The organism is Sphingomonas sanguinis (assembly GCF_001476905.1).
Classification (GTDB): Bacteria; Pseudomonadota; Alphaproteobacteria; order Sphingomonadales; family Sphingomonadaceae; genus Sphingomonas; species Sphingomonas sanguinis_B.
In genome coordinates this window covers 1-16370 of sequence record NZ_LDTE01000033.1, presented here as the reverse complement: position 1 = coordinate 16370, position 16370 = coordinate 1, and the positions used below count along the sequence as shown (strand labels likewise).

Sequence of the window (16370 nt, the reverse complement as noted above, 5' to 3'; positions counted from 1 at the left end):
TTAGCCCTCCACCACTTCGAGGCCCATCGCGCGGGCGGAGCCTTCGATGATCTTGGTCGCAGCCTCGATGTCGTTGGCGTTCAGATCCTTCATCTTGACCTGGGCGATTTCCGCGAGCTTCGAGCGCGCGATCTTGCCCGCCGACACCTTGCCCGGCTCCTTCGAGCCCGACTTCAGGTTGGCGGCCTTCTTGATGAGGTACGTCGCAGGCGCGGTCTTCGTCTCGAACGAGAACGAACGGTCGGCATAGACGGTGATGACGGTGGGCAGGGGCGTGCCCTTCTCGACTTCGCCGGTCTGCGCGTTGAACGCCTTGCAGAATTCCATGATGTTCACACCGCGCTGACCCAGCGCCGGGCCGATCGGCGGCGAGGGGTTGGCGGCGCCTGCAGGGACCTGCAGCTTGATATAGCCGGTAATCTTCTTTGCCATGTCACTCTCTTTTCGAGTCTAGCGGTCGTGACGGGCGCGAGGCATAAGCCAGCGCACCCTCCCGCAAGGGTTCCGTCGCATGATGCTAGGGAAGCGCGGGCCGATAGCGGAATATGGGTCGGAAAGCAAGGCAAGCATTGCGCTTGTCAGGGGCGATCCGGCCATGTCACTCTGGATTCCATGATGGACGATCCGGTCGAGGGAGCGACCGGTTCCGCCATCGCTCGAACGGGGGTTCGACACATGGGACGGGGATGGGGCGCGCTGGCCTTTGCGGTGGCGCTGACGATGGCGGCCACACCGCTGGCGGCGCAGGAAAAGACCGGCAACAAGCCCGGTTTCACCCTTACGCCCGGCACCGTCACCATCGTCCTGATGCGGCCCGAAATCACGGTCGGCGCGCAGTCGACCGGTGGCGCTTTCGAGCCCAATGCCGACTGGACCGACCAGGCGCGCGAAAATCTGGGCCTGGCGCTGGCCCAGGCCCAGGGTCAACTCGGCAACGAGGTCGTGAACTTCGTCGAGCCGGTGGGGCAGGGGGCGGCGACCGCGCATGAATATCGCGCGCTGTTCACCGCGCTGGCCGACTCGGTCATCACCTATCAGTTCTTTCCGGGCAACCGCCTGCCCACCAAGAAGCGTGACGGCAGCTTCCTGTGGTCGATCGGGCCGGAGGTCGCCAAGCTGCCGGGCCTGCAGGGGGCCGACTATGCGCTGTTCGTCACGACGGTCGATCATTATGGCTCGACCGGGCGCAAGCTGCTTCAGGTGGTGGCCGCCGGGGTGGCTGGCGTCGGCGTGACGGCGGGCGTGCACAAGGGCTATGCCGGGCTGATCGACCTGAAGACCGGCGATCTGGTCTGGCTGAACGCCGATCTGGCGATGGGCGGCGATGTCCGCACACCGGCGGGCGCGGTCAAGCGAGTCTCGCAATTGCTGGAGGGTTTCCCCGGCACCACCGCCCAGACCGCGACCCGTTAAGGGCAGGCGAGCATGGCTGGATGGATGATCGCCGCCGCGCTGGCGGGCGCGGCCTTGGGCCATGGCGCGTCCGACAAGCTCGCGCCCCTGCCGCCCTATGGCGCGGCCTATACGCCGACCACGGTCGACGAACGTGGGCTGTGGCAGCAGGCGGACGAGGCGGAACGCGACCTGCGCGACTCGCCGGCCGTGATCCGTGACGCGGCGCTGAACGCTTATATGGCCAAGGTCCTTTGCCGCTCGGTCGGTAAGGATCGGTGCAAAGGTGTGCGAATCTATGTGGTGCGCGCGCCCGTCTTCAATGCTTCTATGACGCCGAACGGCATGATGATCGTTTATACCGGGGCGCTGCTCCGGTTGCGCGACGAGGCCGAGTTGGCGGCGCTGCTCGGCCACGAGTTCGGGCATTTCGAGATGCGCCACACCCTTTCCAGTTTCCGCCGGGCGCGGACGATCACCGACATCATCGCCTGGACCAGTGTGCTCTCGCCCTACAGCACCTTGCCGGTCAGCCTGATCCAGCTGCATTTCTCCTATAACCGTGCACAGGAAACCGAGGCCGACCTGATGGGCCTGCGCTATCTGACGGCGGCGGGCTATCGGCCGCTTGCCGCCTCGCGCATCTGGGAGCGGCTGATGGCCGAGCAGGATGCGACCGCTTTGGGGCGCAAGCGGCATGTCACGCATCGCTATGCGGCGGGGTTCTTTGCCGATCATCCGACCGAGCTTACCCGCGCGACCTATCTGCGCGAGGCGGCGGGGGTGGATGGCGAACGCGGCGAGGAGGCACGAGATGCGTTTTCGACAGCGATGCGCCCGTGGCGCGCGACCTTTCTGGCCGACCAGATCAAGCTCAACGATTTCGGCGGATCGGAATATCTGCTCGGCGAGCTGGCGGGCGAGCAATGGACGCCCGACCTGCTGCTGACGCGCGGCGAACTCTATCGCGAGCGGGGCAATCCCCGCGATCTGGTCAGCGCGGCGCAATTCTATCAGCAGGCGATCGACGCGGGTTGCACCGATCCGGTCGCCTGGCGCGGGCTGGGCCTGTCCCTCCTGCGCGGGCAGCAGGAAGCGGCGGGACGGGCGGCGCTCAAAACCTATCTGGAGCGCGCACCGCAGGCGAGTGACCGGGCGGCCATGGCGATGTTGATCGGGGAAGGGGGCGTGCAATGAGGGGTTTCAAGATCGCGGTGATCGGACTGGCGCTGGTCGCGGCGCCGGTGCTGGCGGGCAACAAGTTGATCCCGGCGGGGCAACCGGTGGCGGTCGCCAAATCGGTGCTGACGGTTACGCCCTCGGTCGAATGGAACAAGCTGGGTGCGCGGCCGGGGCGCAATTCGGAGACATGGACCTTCGATGGCGACGCGCTGAACGACCTGACCTTCTATGGCGGGATCGAGCCCGAACAGACGCTGTTCCGCGAGGTCAGCAAGCGCACCAAGCCGTTGCCGCGCGTCAAGGCGACGATGTTGGTGACCGACATACCCACGCTGGTCGAGAACAGCTATCGCATCGCACTCGACACGCCGCTGTTCACCGTGGACGGGATGGAGCCGATGGCCTTTGCGGGCCAGCCGGGCATCCGCTTCACCTATAGCTTCACCCGGCCCAACGAGGACCTGCCGCGCAAGGGCGAAGGGCGCGGGGCGATGATCGGCGGCAAGCTGTACCTGATCACCTTCGAGGCACCCCGGCTGCACTATTTCGACGCCGGGGTGGCGGCGTTCCGGCAGGTGGCGGACAGCGCCAAGCTGTAAGGTCCCAAATGCGAAAAGGGCCGGTGGCGTCGCCGCCCCGGCCCCTGTTTCGTCGGATGGTCCGAACTTACTTCGAGCGTTCGACCTGCTCGAAATCCAGTTCCACCGGGGTGGCGCGACCGAAGATCGACACCGACACCTTGACCTTGGACTTGTCGAAATCCAGTTCCTCGACCACGCCGTTGAAGCTGGCGAAGGGGCCTTCCAGCACCTTGACCGCGTCGCCGATCTCGTAGTCGACCTTGACCTTGTGCTTCGGGGCGGCGGCGGCCTCTTCCTTGGAATTCAGCATCCGCGTCGCTTCGGTTTCGCTGATCGCCTGGGGCTTGCCCATCGCGCCCAGGAAGCCGGTGACCTTCGGGGTGTTCTTGACGAGGTGGTATACCTGGTCGGTCATGTCGAGCTTGGCCAGCACGTAACCGGGCATGAACTTGCGCTCGACCGCGATCTTCTTGCCGCGGCGGGCCTCGGTCACGGTTTCGGTCGGGACCTCGATCTGGTCGACCAGATGGTCGAGGCCCAGACGGGTCGCTTCGGCCATGATCGAGTCGCGGACCTTGCCCTCGAAACCGGAATAAGCGTGGATGATGTACCAGCGCGCCATGGAAAACCTTTTACTTCGCGAGCGACAGCAGGGTGCGGACCAGCGTCTCGAAGAACGAGTCGACCGCCAGGAAGAAGATGGCGAGGATCGTGGTCATCACGACCACCATCACGCCGGTCATCACCGTCTCGCGTCGCGTCGGCCAGACGACCTTCTTGGTCTCGGTCTTGACCTGGTTGATGAATTCGATGGGGGTCGTCTTCGCCACTCGTGCCGTTCCCGCACCTGCGTTGAAATAGTGTCAGCGGGGCATAGGTCCGCCGTCGCCTGCCCCAGGGGGCCTGCGACGAAAGGTCCGTCCGCGCTGTTCGGATGGGAACGCGATGTAGCTGTGGCTCGGGTAAAAGGCAAGGGTAGGGGCGGGATGGGGTTTTGGGTTCACGCGAAGCCGCGATGGCGCGAAGGTTTTTTGTTCGCGCAGAGGCGCGGAGGACGCAGAGGGGCTTTGCCTGCACTCAGAAGCGGGAGCCTATAAGGCAGGCGCTGGGATGGTTTGGCCTGTCGGCCGGGTCCAACACCTCCGCGTCTCCGCGCCTCCGCGCGAACCAACCTTCTTCCTCCTTCGCGTCATCGCGGCTTCGCGTGAACAATCAGCAGCAGCGTCCACCATTCTTGCCACCATACCGCGCCTGTTGCCGCTCGCGGAAGAAAGTCACCTCGTCCATCGGCTCGCGGTCGGGATGCTTGGCGATCATATGCGCCACATAGGCGTCATAGCTGGGCATCCCGACCATGGCGTTGCCGATCTGGCGCAGGCGGGAGAGCCAGTTCATTCGGCGGCCACCAGTTCGGGCGGGACCTCGGTCACGCTCGGCCGGTCGATCCTACGCGCGATCAGGCAGGTCCGCACCGCATAGACCAGGATCGCGAGCACCACGCCTAGGAAGATCACGCAAAGCCCCGCGTCGATCCGGTCGTTGAAGACGATCCGGGCCATGTCGCCCATGGTCTTGGCGGGGGGCAGGACCTTGCCTGACGCGGCGGCGCTGGCGAACTTGTCTGCATGGGCGAGGAAGCCGACGCGCGGATCGGCCGAGAAGATCTTCATCCACCCGGCGGTCAGCGTGCAGGCGAGCAGCCAGACGGTCGGGATCACCGTGATCCAGGCATAGCGGTCCTTCTTCATGCGGAAGAGGACCACGGTCGCCAGCATCAGCGCCACGGCGGCCAGCATCTGGTTGGAGATGCCGAACAGCGGCCACAGCGTGTTCACCCCGCCCAGCGGATCGGTGACCCCCTGATAGAGAAAGAACCCCCAGGCCGCGACGCACAGTGCCGTGGCGATCAGGCCCGGCGCGACTTTGCTCGATCCCCGGAAGCTGGGGACGACGAGCCCGATAAGATCCTGCAGCATGAACCGGCCTGCGCGCGTGCCCGCATCGACGGCGGTCAGGATGAACAGCGCCTCGAACAGGATGGCAAAGTGATACCAGAAGGCCTTCATCGCCTGTCCGCCGAAGACATGGCTGAAGATTTCCGCCATCGCCACGGCCAGTGTCGGCGCGCCGCCTGCGCGGCTGATGATCGTATGCTCGCCCACGTCCCGCGCGACCTGCGCCAGCGTGTCGGCGGAGATGGGGAAGCCCATCGCGGTCACGGCGGCGGCGGCGCTGGCCGGATCGGTGCCCAGCACGGCGGCAGGCGCGTTCATCGCGAAATAGACGCCCGGATCGAGGATCGAGGCGGCGACCAGCGCCATGATCGCGACGGCGCTTTCCATCAGCATCGCGCCGTATCCGATAAACGGCGCGTCCTTCTCGCTGGCGATCAGCTTGGGCGTGGTGCCGCTGGCGATCAGCGCGTGGAAGCCCGACACCGCGCCGCATGCGATGGTGATGAACAGGAAGGGGAAGAGCGGCCCGGCCCAGACCGGCCCGCTGCCGTCGATGAACTTGGTCAGCGCGGGCATCTTGAGCGGCGGCGCCATGATGACGATGCCGATAGCCAGCGCCACGATCGCGCCGATCTTGAGGAAGGTCGACAGATAGTCGCGCGGCGCGAGCAGCAGCCACACCGGAAGGACCGAGGCGACCGCGCCATATCCGATCAGCAGGAAGCAGAGCTGCACCGGCGTGAAGGTGAACAGCGGCGCCAGCACCGCCGACTGCGCAATCGACTGACCATAGACGATCGCCAGGATCAGGCCGATAAAGCCGATGATCGACACCTCGCCGATCTTCCCCGGCCGCACCCAGCGGGTATAGCCACCCATCAGCATCGCCAGCGGCACGGTGGCGGCCACGGTGAACAGGCCCCAGGGGCTTTCAGCCAGCGCTCGCACCACGATCAGAGCGAGGACAGCCAGGATGATGACCATGATCATGAAGGCGCCGAACAGCGCGATGGTGCCCGCCACCGGGCCCATCTCCATGCGGATCAGCTCGCCCAGCGACCGCCCGTCGCGCCGCATCGACAGGAACAGCACCAGGAAATCCTGCACGGCCCCCGCCAGCACGACGCCCGCCAAAATCCACAGCGTTCCAGGCAGATACCCCATCTGCGCCGCCAGCACCGGACCGACCAGCGGCCCCGCGCCCGCGATCGCGGCGAAGTGGTGGCCGAACAGCACTGTCCGGTCGGTCGCCACATAGTCGAGGCCATCGGCGCGGCGTATGGCCGGGGTGGGACGGCTGGGGTCGATGCCGATCACCTTGGCGATGAACAGCGCATAATAACGATAGGCGATCAGATAGACCGACACGGCGGCGGCCACGATCCACAGCGCGTTGACGGGTTCGCCGCGCACCGTGGCAATGACACCCAGTGCGCCCGCGCCGACGATCGCCAGCGCGATCCAGGGAAGGTGTTTGGTCATGCCCCGTGCAGTCCTCCGATTATGCTCTTTCCGTCTCTTCTAGCTTGGCGGGCGGGGTGTACCAGCCCTGAAAACCAGAGACGTCGGCAAAGGTGGATTGTGACTTGTGCCGCATCGCCGTGGTGGCACACTCGTCCCGGATCGACCGGGAGAGCGGATTGATGCGTAAGGCTGCCGTGATGCTGGGGCTGGGGCTGGGGGGCGCATTGGCGGCATGGAGTCCGGGACAGGCCGCGCATGCACCGATGACGCCCGAGACTATTCCATGCCAGGTGCCGCCGGGCTGGGATCAGGTCGCTGCCCAAGGTGCGAAGGTCGTGGTGTTCGGTGAGATGCACGGGACGCGCGAGGCGCCGGCTTTCGTCGGCAATCTGGCCTGCGCGCTGGCCGCCAAGGGCGAGCGGGTTCTGGTCGCGGTCGAGCATGACGCCATCAATGACGACGACTTTCAAAAGGCCTGGGCGATGCCGGACGCCTTGTTCGTGCCTGCGCTGACCAAAGCTGGCTGGGCGGAGCGTGATGACGGCGTCGGCAGCGAGTCGATGCTGGCGATGCTGGTTGCGCTGCATCACGAGGCGCGGACGGGACGCAGGATCGACATCGTCGCCTTCAGCGGCGTCAAGGACGAGGGGCAAGCGCGACAATTTGCGCAACTGCCCGGGCAGGGGCCGCACGACGCGGCGCAGGCCGAGAATATTCGCATCGCAGCGGCGCGCCAGCCTTACGATCATGTGCTGGTGCTGGCGGGCAATACCCATGCCCGCAAGCGGCCGGTCACCTATGCCCCCATACCCTTCGATCCGATGGCCATGCGACTGGCACGATCGGTTCCGGTGATCGCGTTGAACATGACGTCGGCAGGCGGCTCGTCATGGACCTGTGAGCTGAAGCCGGGGGTGGTGGCCAAGCCCCATGCGCCGAACACCGATGCGGACGTGGAATGCGCGGCGCATCCGTTGGGCAAGGATGCCGATCTGGATCGCGCGCCGTTCATCGCCTTGGGCAGCCTGCCGGGACAGCAACCCGATCCGGATTATGACGGCGTCTTCTGGCTCGGCCCGGTCAGCGCCTCGCCGCCCGCCGTCCCGGCTCAGAGCCCGAAGCGGACCCCGTAGCCCAGGCCCAGCGTCGCCTGCATCCGCTGCCCGCGTTCGCGGATCAGCGGCGAGTCGGCGGCGTGGCTGCCCAGCCGCTCCAGGCTGGTGAACAGGGTCAGTGCGCTGCGCCGGTTCAGCGGGCGGACGATATTGGCCCCCAGACCATAGGACAGGATGCCGCCCTCGGCCTGATACAGGGCCAGGCCGGTGCGCGCCGACTGGACGGGCGAGATGCCGAAATAGGTCTGGGTGAAATTCCGGCTTGCCAGCGTCATGCGGGGTCCGGCAGTAACGATCGCGCGGCCGATCCGGGTGCGGTAGGCCGCCGACAAATCCGCGACCAAACCGTCATGCCCGCCGAATCCCTGCCGTACCTCGGCGCGGGCGCGCCACGCCCGGCGGGGACCGAAAGACTTTTCGACAAAACCGCCGACCTCGCCCGCCGCCTTGATATTGCCCATGCCCTCCAGCGCGTCGCTGCCCCCGGCGATCAGGAAGAGGGAGCCGCCATTGCGCTCGTTCCGGCCGAAGCGGATTTTCGCCAGCGGCCCGGCGCGCCAGCCGTCGCGGTTGGCCGCGTTCCACCCGATCCCATCGGGCACCGAGGCGAAGAGCGTCTCGCCATAATTCACGCGCAGGTCGGGAAAGATCGACAGCGCCATCTCCCGCGACCCCTGCCAGGCGGGGCCGAGTACCGGCGCGGCGCCCAGGGTGATGCTCCAGCCTGTCGGGGAGCCGGGCGCGATACCGGGCGGCGGGGCGCTCTGTCGCACCTCCTGCGCCGCGACCGGACAGGCCAGCAGCATGGCAACCCCCAGAACCAGTTCACGCATCCGTCATCTCCCTGTCATGTTGGATAGGGCGAGAGGTCGAGCGCCGCAATGGGAAGCCCTGTCCCGGAACTTAGCGCTTGCCCCGCCGTGCCGTCCGGGGTGAAAGGCGGGACATGGCCCATAACTCCTCCCCGCTCGTCGTCGGTATCGGCGGCACGATCGGCAGCGTCTCCTCGACCGAGCGTGCGCTTCGGACCGCGATGACGGCGGCGGCGGACGAGGGGTTCCGCACCCATGTCTTCGGCGGCGAGGATCTGGCGCGCCTGCCGCTCTACAATCCCCGCACGGCGACACGGACCGAGGCGGAGCAGGTGTTCGTCGACACGGTGCGACAGGCCTCGGCGATCATCATCGCCAGTCCGGGTTATCATGGCAGTATCTCGGGCCTGGTGAAGAACGCGCTCGACCTGCTGGAGGAAACGGCGAAGGACGAGCGTCCCTATCTCGCCGACCTGCCGGTCGGGCTGATCGCGACGGCCTATGGCTGGCAGGCGACCGGCTCGACCATCGCGGCGCTGCGCTCGATCGTCCATGCACTGCGCGGCTGGCCGACGCCGTTCGCGGCGGCGGTGAACACGCAGCAGACGCGATTCGATGACGAAGGGCGGATCAGCGACCCGGCGGTCGAGGGGCAATTGCGCCTGGTCGGCCAACAGGTCGCTCGCTTCGCACCGCTGGCGGGGACGATCCGCGCGTCGAATTGAGGGGGGCTTCCCTCGGCAAACATGTTCACGCGAGGCCGCGAAGGCGCGAAGAGCTTTATTTCGCGCGGAGGCGCGGGGAACGCAGAGAGGTATCGCGCGCGACGGCGCGCAGTCTTCTTTTCCTGATCGCTTGAGGGGGACGGCCTGCAAGAGCCGCAAGTCCGTCACCTCCGCGTCCTCCGCGCCTCCGCGCGAACCAAATTCTTTCTCTTCGCGGCATCGCGGCTTCGCGTGAGATCAAAGATCACATCCCGTTCCCCGGCGAAGGCCGGGGCCCAGTTGCTTCCAAGCCGATGGCGTGCCGAAACTTTGCGTGGGAGGCCAATCCCTCGCGCCTTCGATAGCGCCGAGAAACTGGACCCCGGCCTTCGCCGGGGAACAGTGGGTCGCCGAAAAGCCGTTAGCGCAGGCGCTCCATCGCCAGCGCGGTGATCTCGTCCGCAATCTCAGCCGGATCGCGCAATGCGCCGTCCGCCACGGTCGACACCGTGGCCCATTCGCCCAGCATCGCCCCGTCCGCCATCGCGGCGTAGTTCGCGCGCACCCGGGCTTGAAGCCCCAGGTCCGCCTCATAGGCGTCATAGGTGTCGTCGGTGTAACTGCGCTTGCGCTTGCGGGCGATCAGGTCGCGCGCGACGTCGAGCGGCGTGTCGAGATAGACCGACAGATGCGGGGCGGGCAGGCGGAACTGCACCGTCTCGAGCTGCTCGATCCATTGCAGCAGCGCGGGGGCCTGGTCAGCGGGAACCTGCGCCGCCTGATAGGCCATGTTCGACGCGATATAGCGGTCGAACACGATGATATCGTGTGTTTCCGCCAGCTCGATCAGATGCGGCCGCGATTCGAATCGGTCGAGCGCATAGAGCGTCGCCGCCGTCTCCGGCGCGGCGGCATGGGGCAGGCGGCCCGCCAGATACTCGCCCAACGCCCAGCCGCCGACCGTCTCGGCATAGCGCGGAAAGGACAAGGCCGCCGCCGACAGTCCGGCGGCGTTCAGCCGTTCGGTGACGGCCGCCGTCGCGGTCGCCTTGCCTGCGCCGTCCGCGCCCTCGATTGCCAGCAGGAAGGCCATCAGCCGCGCAACTGTTCGTGGTGGCGGATCACCTCGTCGATGATGAAGCGCAGGAATTTCTCGGAAAATTCAGGGTCCAGCTGCGCATCGCTCGCCAGCTGGCGTAGCCGCGCGATCTGCGCCTCTTCGCGGCCCGGATCGGCGGGGGGCAGGGCGTTCTCCGCCTTGTAGCGCCCGACCGCCTGGGTGATCTTGAACCGCTCGGCCAGCATAAACACCAGCGCGGCGTCGATATTGTCGATCGACTGGCGATAGCCGGTCAGGACGGTGTCGGACATGATCGCTACGTCTCCCTCTGGCGCCCCTGCCGGGGCCCGTGCCGCACATGAATTCGCGCGCGCCCTTTCGCGCTTAGGCTTGCGTTCGGCAAGCGTTGTCGCCAGAGGCTCTTACCTGCCCATGACCGTAACCGCCACCCGCCTCGCCAAGCCCGCGCCCTCGCTGGACCCGATGATCCGGCTGGTGGCCGACGACATGAACGCCGTGAACCAGGTCATCATCGACCGGATGCGGTCGGAGATTCCGCTGATCCCGCAACTGGCGGGGCACCTGATCTCCGGCGGCGGCAAGCGGATGCGCCCGATGCTGACGCTCGCGAGCGCCCAGTTGCTGGGATATCAGGGGACCAGCCACCATGTCCTGGCGGCGGCGGTCGAGTTCATCCATACCGCCACGTTGCTGCACGATGATGTCGTGGACGGGTCGGATTTGCGGCGCGGGCGGCGGACCGCCAACATCATCTGGGGCAACCCCGCCAGCGTGCTGGTCGGCGACTTCCTGTTCAGCCGGTCCTTCCAGCTGATGGTCGACGCGGGTAGCCTGAAGGTGCTGAACATCCTGTCGGGCGCCTCGGCCGTGATCGCCGAGGGCGAGGTGAACCAGCTGACCGCCGTGCGGCAGGTGGGGTTGGCCGAGGAACGCTATCTGTCGATCATCGACGCCAAGACCGCCGCGCTGTTCGCGGCCGCCTGTCGCATCGCCGCCGTCGTCGCCGAGCGGCCCGAGGCGGAGGAGCTGGCGCTGGAGGCCTATGGCCGGAACCTGGGCATCGCGTTCCAGCTGATCGACGATGCGATCGACTATGTGTCGGACGCAGGCACCATGGGCAAGGATGCGGGCGACGATTTCCGCGAGGGCAAGATGACCCTGCCGGTGATCCTGGCCTATGCACGCGCGAACGACGAAGAGCGCACCTTCTGGAAGGATGCGGTCGAAGGGCGGCGGACGTCGGACGAGGACTTTGCCCATGCCATCGCGTTGGTCCGCAAGAGCCGCGCGGTCGACGACACGATGGCGCGCGCGCGGCATTATGGCGGGCTGGCGATCGAGGCGCTGCGGGGCTTTGCCGATGGCCCGGCGAAGAGTGCGATGATCGAAGCCGTCGAGTTTGCGGTCGCGCGGGCTTACTAAAGCCACACGGTCGTTCCCCGGCGAAGGCCGGGGCCCAGTTGCCGTGCAGTGTCGTAGGCGCGAGGCGGTTTGCCTCCCCCGCATCGTGTTGCGCGCCACGACCTTGGTAGAAACTGGACCCCGGCCTTCGCCGGGGAACGGTTTCGCTGAGAATATATCCCACACCCCCGCTCAGCCTGAGCGGAGGGCGGCGGGAAAGGGGGAAGTCCTTCACCCCGCCTGCCAAACCTCCTATCGCCAGCCCATGACCCTGCCCGTCACCGCCGTCCTCCCCGACCTGCTGACCGCGCTAGCCGACGCCTCCAATGCGATCCTCGTGGCCCCCCCAGGCGCGGGCAAGACTACCGCCGTCGCGCCAGCCCTACTTGACCAGCCCTGGTGCACCGGCGAAGTCCTGCTCCTCTCCCCCCGCCGCCTCGCCGCGCGCGCCGCCGCCGAGCGCATGGCAGCACTCGCAGAGGAGCCGGTCGGCCGCACCTTCGGCTATGCCACGCGTATGGACACCAAGGTCAGCGCCGCGACCCGCGTGACCGTCGTCACCGAAGGTATCTTTGTCGCGCGCATCCAGGCCGATCCCGAGCTGGCCGGCATATCGGCGGTGCTGTTCGACGAAGTGCACGAACGCAGCCTCGACGGCGATTTCGGCCTCGCGCTGGCGCTCGACGCGCAAGCGGGTTTGCGGCCCGACCTGCGGTTGGTCGCGATGTCCGCGACGCTCGACGGCCGCCGCTTCTCCAGCCTGATGGGCGATGCGCCCGTCATCGAGAGTGAGGGGCGGAGCCATCCGCTGACCTTACGCCATCTCGGCCGCGCAGCGGAGGCGCGAATCGAGGATTCGGTCGCCGCCGCCATCCGCCGCGCACTTACCGACGAGGCGGAGGGCGACATCCTTGCCTTCCTGCCCGGCACTGCCGAGATCGCACGCACCGCCGAGCGGCTGGCGAACCTGCCCTCCGCCATCGCAATTCACGAACTCCACGGCTCGCTCGACCCGGCGGCGCAGCGTGCGGCGATCCGGCGTGATCCGGAGGGACGGCGCCGGATCGTGCTCGCCACCTCGATCGCGGAGACCAGCCTGACGCTCGACGGCGTGCGGATCGTGGTCGACTCCGGGCTGGCGCGTCGTCCGCGCTACGACCGCGCGGCGGGCATGACCCGGCTCGTCACCGAGCGCGCCAGCCAAGCCGCCGTCGTCCAGCGCGCAGGACGCGCCGCGCGTCAGTCGCCGGGGGTCGCCTATCGGCTGTGGGAGGAAGCCGCGACGGCGGGCCTGCCGCGCTTCGACCCGCCCGAAATCCTGGAGGCGGACCTGTCGGCGCTGCTGCTGGGCACCGCGCTGTGGGGCGTCAGCGATCCGCGCGCGCTCCCGTGGCTCGACCCGCCGCCCGAGGCCGCCGTCGCCGAAGCCCGTGCACGCCTCACCGTGCTGGAGGCACTGGACGACACCGGCCGACCTACCGCCCATGGCAAGGCGATCGCAAAACTGCCGATGCCGCCGCGCCTGGCGCATATGCTGATCCGCAGCGGCGAGCGCGGGCTGGCGTCGACCGCCGCCGAAGTCGCGGTGCTGCTCGGCGAGCGTGGCATTGGCGGGCAGGATGTCGATGTCGAACAGCGCCTCCGCCGCTGGCGGACCGAGCGCGGCCCCAAGGCGGAGGCGGCAAGGGCGATGGCGAAACGCTGGACCGGCCTCGCTCCCAAGCCGGTCGAGCAGGAGGTCTGGGATCACGCCGCGGGCGTGTGCCTGGCGCTCGCCTATCCCGACCGGGTGGCGCGGCGGCGTGACGGCACGGGTGAGAATTGGGCGAGTGTCGGCGGGCGTGGCTTCCGGCTCGACCCGGCCTCTGGGCTGGCGCGTTCGGAATGGCTGGCGGTGGGCGAGACGCAAGGCGCGGCCTCGGGCGCGCGCATATTGTCCGCCGCGCCGCTCGACCTCTCCACCGTCGAGGCGCTGTTCGCCGATCGGATCGAGACGCGGCGGACCGTCACCTTCAACCCGGCAACGGGCGGCGTCGAGGCGTTGCGCGAACGGCGGCTGGGCGGGCTTCGCCTGTCGAGCGGCCCCGATTCGGGCGCGTCCTCCGAAGCCATCACCGAAGCGCTGGTCGAGGGGGTGCGGGCGCATGGCCTGTCGCTGCTGCCCTGGAGCGACGGGGCGGGGGCGTATCGCGCGCGGGCGGCCTATGCCGGGGTGGCGCTGGACGACGAGACGTTGCTCGAACGGTTGGACGACTGGCTGCCGGCCTTGGTCGCGGGCAAGCGGCGGCTGGATGCGTTGGCGCCGGGCGCGTTGACCGAGGCGATTCGCAATCTGGTCGATTGGAACGACCAGCGACGGATCGATTCGATGGCGCCGTCGCACTTTACCAGCCCGGCGGGCAGTAGCCATGCCATTGATTATGCAGCCGAAGGTGGCCCTCGTGTCGAGTTGCGCGTGCAGGCGTTGTTCGGGCTTGCCGAGCATCCGGTGATCGGAACGGAGCGCGTGCCTTTGGTCCTCAGCCTTACCTCGCCCGCCGGGCGGCCGATCCAGACAACGCGTGACCTGCCCGGTTTCTGGGCGGGAAGCTGGAGCGCGGTGGCCAAGGAAATGCGCGGCCGCTATCCCCGCCATCCCTGGCCCGACGACCCTGCGGCGGCGTCGGCGACACTGCGCACGAAAAAGGCGGATGCAAGAGCAGCCGGTTCGCGATAAGGGACAGGAATTATGGCCACTGCTCGCATCTTCCAGCGCCCCAAGAACGCGATGCAATCCGGCAAGTACCGGACCGATCGCTGGCAACTCGAATTCGAACCGACCGAGGCGAAAAAGCCCGATCCCCTGACCGGCTGGGCCGGCAGCGGCGACACGCAGGAGCAGGTCCGCCTGACCTTCGCGACGCTGGAAGAGGCGATCGCCTATTGCCAGCGCGAAGGGCTCGACCATCATGTCGTGCCGACGCCGCAAAAGACGCTGAAGCTGCAAAGCTACGCCGACAATTTCCGCTGAGGTTTGAGCGCTCTGGTCGAAACCGGGGCGCTTTTTCTTTCGCGCGCAGCGCTTGAGAAGGTTGGTTCGCGCGAAGCCGCGATGACGCGAAGATCCTTAGGCAGGATCGATATTCAGACCGCCTCCTCGTCTTTCCTCCCCTGCAAGGGGAGGGGGACCATCCGAAGGATGGTGGAGGGGTGTCCCCGGTCGTGGATGAGGTCCAATCCCGCCGACCGGAACACCCCTCCGTCAGGGCTTCGCCCTGCCACCTCCCCTTCCAGGGGAGGAATAGGATGAATGTCGATCCGGCTAGATCATATTCGCCCAGAGGTGACATTCCGGGGGCATCGGACATGCTTCCGAAACGGCTTTTGAAGAGAAATTTCGCTACCGCGAGTGCGACTTCTCTGCGTCTCCGCGCGATAAATCGTCTTCGCGTCTTCGCGTCCTCGCGTGAACTCAAAAGCCCAGGATGTCGCCACCCAAAAGCAAGAGAAGCTTGGCATCGACCGCCACCCCCGCCGCCCGGCGTTCGGCGATAAAGGCGACGACCTCCGACAGCTTCACCCGGTGCACGACGATCTGCTCGTCCGAATCGCCCCCACCATCGCCGACCTTCTCCAGCCCGGTCGCGCGAACCAAAGTAAAACGCTCCGACGTCATGCCCGGCGACGAACAGAATTCCCCCAGCGTCTCGATCCGGGCGGGGCGGTAGCCGGTTTCCTCCTCCAGTTCGCGCGCGGCACCGTCTAGCACCGCCTCACCCTCGGTTTCGTCACCGATCAGCCCGGCAGGCATTTCCAGGCACGGCGCGCCCAGCGGAACGCGGAACTGCTCGACCAGCAGGATATGGCCGTCCTCGATCGCGAGGATGACGGCGGCGCGAATGTCGCGCGGTCGGTCGGCATATTCCCAGGTGCCGCGCTTGCGTAGCGCGAGGAACCGCCCCTCGGCCAGGGTTTCGAGGGGGGCGTCCATACGGGGATCGGTCATAGCGAAATGGGTCTGTCCGGCAGTTCGTTGGTGTCGGCCGCCGTCTTGGGGAAATGTGTCGCCAGCACAAGCCCGATGCGCTCGACCGCCGCGCTCAGCCCCTCGCCGACATGGCCCTTCGCGACATGGGGCAGCATGACCGCCATCGCCTTGCCCCAGGTTTCCGGCCCAACCTTGCCGGTCAGCCCGGAGTCGGCGACGATCTCGGCCATATGCTCGTCCTCCGAGAGGTAGAGCAGCACACCGTAGCGACTGTCGGTGCGCCGTTCGGCTGCGACGCGGAACAGCAGCACCGCGCGTTTCCGGACGCGGGCATGGCGGATGCTCTTGGGGACGAGCGCGATCCGGCGTCGGGTGGTGCCCAGCACCGTCACCACGATCGCGCACACGACAACCTGCGCGATCATCAGCACGCCGAGGATCAGGTCCTCGCCGGGCGCGCTCCAGCCGTCATGGACCAGCGCCAGCAGTTTCAACCCCAGGTGGGGAAAGAGCGCCGCGAACAGCGGCACCAGCAGCATCGCTCCCGCCGCATAGCATAGCGCGACATCGCGATAGTCGTCCGAGCGGGGCGCGACGATGGTGACGATCTCGGCATCGGTCGTGGCTTCGGCCCGCGCGACGGCGGCGGTAACCAGATCGCTATCGGTGTCGCTCAACATCTCACCAATCCCCCGAGGCGCCGCCGCCCCCGAAAT

18 protein-coding genes are annotated in these 16370 nt (G+C 67.2%); 8 read left to right on the top strand and 10 right to left on the bottom strand.

The genetic code is table 11. The features are described from left to right. Complete coding sequence (gene rplK, locus SB4_RS06500) at positions 1-432, bottom strand: 50S ribosomal protein L11 (protein ID WP_007407063.1); 432 nt, start codon at positions 430-432, stop codon at positions 1-3. 243 nt (positions 433-675) lie between these two features. On the opposite strand from rplK, the gene SB4_RS06495 reads away from it, so the two are divergent. The 3 genes from SB4_RS06495 to SB4_RS06485 are packed head-to-tail and all read left to right on the top strand — an operon-like array spanning position 676 to position 3173. Then, entirely contained in the window at positions 676-1413 is a 738-nt protein-coding gene (locus SB4_RS06495; protein WP_241488510.1) for a hypothetical protein, read from the top strand. Between the two features lie 12 nt (positions 1414-1425). After that, complete coding sequence (locus SB4_RS06490) at positions 1426-2589, top strand: M48 family metallopeptidase (protein WP_058751908.1); 1164 nt, start codon at positions 1426-1428, stop codon at positions 2587-2589. Beyond that, positions 2586-3173: a hypothetical protein gene (locus tag SB4_RS06485; protein WP_058751907.1), complete on the top strand. Its 588-nt coding sequence runs from the start codon at positions 2586-2588 to the stop codon at positions 3171-3173. Before SB4_RS06490 ends, SB4_RS06485 begins: the two co-directional genes overlap by 4 nt. A 67-nt stretch (positions 3174-3240) precedes the next feature. On the opposite strand, the gene nusG is transcribed toward SB4_RS06485, so the two are convergent. The 4 genes from nusG to SB4_RS06465 form a co-directional block, all read right to left on the bottom strand. After that, entirely contained in the window at positions 3241-3777 is a 537-nt protein-coding gene (gene nusG / locus SB4_RS06480; RefSeq protein WP_058715475.1) for a transcription termination/antitermination protein NusG, read from the bottom strand. Positions 3778-3787: 10 nt separating this feature from the next. Further along, positions 3788-3985, bottom strand: a complete 198-nt coding sequence (gene secE, locus SB4_RS06475) for a preprotein translocase subunit SecE (protein ID WP_058715474.1) — start codon at positions 3983-3985, stop codon at positions 3788-3790. Positions 3986-4367: 382 nt separating this feature from the next. Continuing rightward, on the bottom strand, positions 4368-4550 hold the full coding sequence (locus SB4_RS06470; protein ID WP_058751906.1) for a YbdD/YjiX family protein: 183 nt from the start codon (positions 4548-4550) through the stop codon (positions 4368-4370). Then, a complete protein-coding gene (locus tag SB4_RS06465; RefSeq protein ID WP_058751905.1) occupies positions 4547-6592 on the bottom strand; it encodes a carbon starvation CstA family protein in 2046 nt (681 codons plus the stop codon). Before SB4_RS06465 ends, SB4_RS06470 begins: the two co-directional genes overlap by 4 nt. Before the next feature lie 161 nt (positions 6593-6753). Here SB4_RS06465 and SB4_RS06460 point away from each other — a divergent pair, with 161 nt between their 5' ends. Next, complete coding sequence (locus SB4_RS06460; protein WP_058751904.1) at positions 6754-7707, top strand: hypothetical protein; 954 nt, start codon at positions 6754-6756, stop codon at positions 7705-7707. On the opposite strand, the gene SB4_RS06455 is transcribed toward SB4_RS06460, so the two are convergent. After that, positions 7683-8522, bottom strand: coding sequence for a MipA/OmpV family protein (locus tag SB4_RS06455; protein ID WP_058751903.1), 840 nt, complete (start codon positions 8520-8522; stop codon positions 7683-7685). The two genes, SB4_RS06460 and SB4_RS06455, sit on opposite strands and share 25 nt — an antisense overlap. Positions 8523-8635: 113 nt before the next feature. On the opposite strand from SB4_RS06455, the gene SB4_RS06450 reads away from it, so the two are divergent. After that, entirely contained in the window at positions 8636-9226 is a 591-nt protein-coding gene (locus SB4_RS06450) for an NADPH-dependent FMN reductase (protein WP_058751902.1), read from the top strand. Between the two features lie 400 nt (positions 9227-9626). Here the strand turns inward: SB4_RS06450 and SB4_RS06445 are convergent, their stop codons facing one another. Next, on the bottom strand, positions 9627-10298 hold the full coding sequence (locus SB4_RS06445) for a nucleoside/nucleotide kinase family protein (protein WP_058751901.1): 672 nt from the start codon (positions 10296-10298) through the stop codon (positions 9627-9629). Continuing rightward, on the bottom strand, positions 10298-10576 hold the full coding sequence (locus SB4_RS06440) for a chorismate mutase (protein WP_058751900.1): 279 nt from the start codon (positions 10574-10576) through the stop codon (positions 10298-10300). The genes SB4_RS06445 and SB4_RS06440 overlap by 1 nt, the downstream gene beginning before the upstream one ends. Positions 10577-10697: 121 nt before the next feature. On the opposite strand from SB4_RS06440, the gene SB4_RS06435 reads away from it, so the two are divergent. The 3 genes from SB4_RS06435 (at position 10698) to SB4_RS06425 (ending at position 14697) form a co-directional block, all read left to right on the top strand. Beyond that, on the top strand, positions 10698-11708 hold the full coding sequence (locus SB4_RS06435; protein ID WP_058751899.1) for a polyprenyl synthetase family protein: 1011 nt from the start codon (positions 10698-10700) through the stop codon (positions 11706-11708). 244 nt (positions 11709-11952) lie between these two features. Beyond that, entirely contained in the window at positions 11953-14403 is a 2451-nt protein-coding gene (gene hrpB / locus SB4_RS06430) for an ATP-dependent helicase HrpB (RefSeq protein ID WP_058751898.1), read from the top strand. 12 nt (positions 14404-14415) lie between these two features. Further along, complete coding sequence (locus SB4_RS06425) at positions 14416-14697, top strand: ETC complex I subunit (RefSeq protein WP_042491340.1); 282 nt, start codon at positions 14416-14418, stop codon at positions 14695-14697. Between the two features lie 441 nt (positions 14698-15138). Here the strand turns inward: SB4_RS06425 and SB4_RS06420 are convergent, their stop codons facing one another. Further along, entirely contained in the window at positions 15139-15672 is a 534-nt protein-coding gene (locus SB4_RS06420) for an NUDIX hydrolase (protein ID WP_082670020.1), read from the bottom strand. Then, the coding region (locus SB4_RS06415) for a TPM domain-containing protein (RefSeq protein ID WP_420893879.1) at positions 15669-16370 on the bottom strand (702 nt) is incomplete at its 5' end. The genes SB4_RS06415 and SB4_RS06420, both read right to left, overlap by 4 nt.

Bases quoted from the DNA above. Each gene is read 5' to 3' on its own strand.
- SB4_RS06440 (WP_058751900.1), bottom strand. From the start codon at position 10,576: ATGTCCGACACCGTCCTGACCGGCTATCGCCAGTCGATCGACAATATC.
- SB4_RS06435 (WP_058751899.1), top strand. From the start codon at position 10,698: ATGACCGTAACCGCCACCCGCCTCGCCAAGCCCGCGCCCTCGCTGGAC.
- nusG (WP_058715475.1), bottom strand. From the start codon at position 3,777: ATGGCGCGCTGGTACATCATCCACGCTTATTCCGGTTTCGAGGGCAAG.
- SB4_RS06495 (WP_241488510.1), top strand. From the start codon at position 676: ATGGGACGGGGATGGGGCGCGCTGGCCTTTGCGGTGGCGCTGACGATG.
- SB4_RS06485 (WP_058751907.1), top strand. From the start codon at position 2,586: ATGAGGGGTTTCAAGATCGCGGTGATCGGACTGGCGCTGGTCGCGGCG.
- SB4_RS06450 (WP_058751902.1), top strand. From the start codon at position 8,636: ATGGCCCATAACTCCTCCCCGCTCGTCGTCGGTATCGGCGGCACGATC.
- SB4_RS06455 (WP_058751903.1), bottom strand. From the start codon at position 8,522: ATGCGTGAACTGGTTCTGGGGGTTGCCATGCTGCTGGCCTGTCCGGTC.
- hrpB (WP_058751898.1), top strand. From the start codon at position 11,953: ATGACCCTGCCCGTCACCGCCGTCCTCCCCGACCTGCTGACCGCGCTA.
- SB4_RS06470 (WP_058751906.1), bottom strand. From the start codon at position 4,550: ATGAACTGGCTCTCCCGCCTGCGCCAGATCGGCAACGCCATGGTCGGG.
- SB4_RS06420 (WP_082670020.1), bottom strand. From the start codon at position 15,672: ATGACCGATCCCCGTATGGACGCCCCCCTCGAAACCCTGGCCGAGGGG.
- SB4_RS06465 (WP_058751905.1), bottom strand. From the start codon at position 6,592: ATGACCAAACACCTTCCCTGGATCGCGCTGGCGATCGTCGGCGCGGGC.
- SB4_RS06445 (WP_058751901.1), bottom strand. From the start codon at position 10,298: ATGGCCTTCCTGCTGGCAATCGAGGGCGCGGACGGCGCAGGCAAGGCG.
- SB4_RS06490 (WP_058751908.1), top strand. From the start codon at position 1,426: ATGGCTGGATGGATGATCGCCGCCGCGCTGGCGGGCGCGGCCTTGGGC.
- SB4_RS06460 (WP_058751904.1), top strand. From the start codon at position 6,754: ATGCGTAAGGCTGCCGTGATGCTGGGGCTGGGGCTGGGGGGCGCATTG.
- rplK (WP_007407063.1), bottom strand. From the start codon at position 432: ATGGCAAAGAAGATTACCGGCTATATCAAGCTGCAGGTCCCTGCAGGC.
- SB4_RS06425 (WP_042491340.1), top strand. From the start codon at position 14,416: ATGGCCACTGCTCGCATCTTCCAGCGCCCCAAGAACGCGATGCAATCC.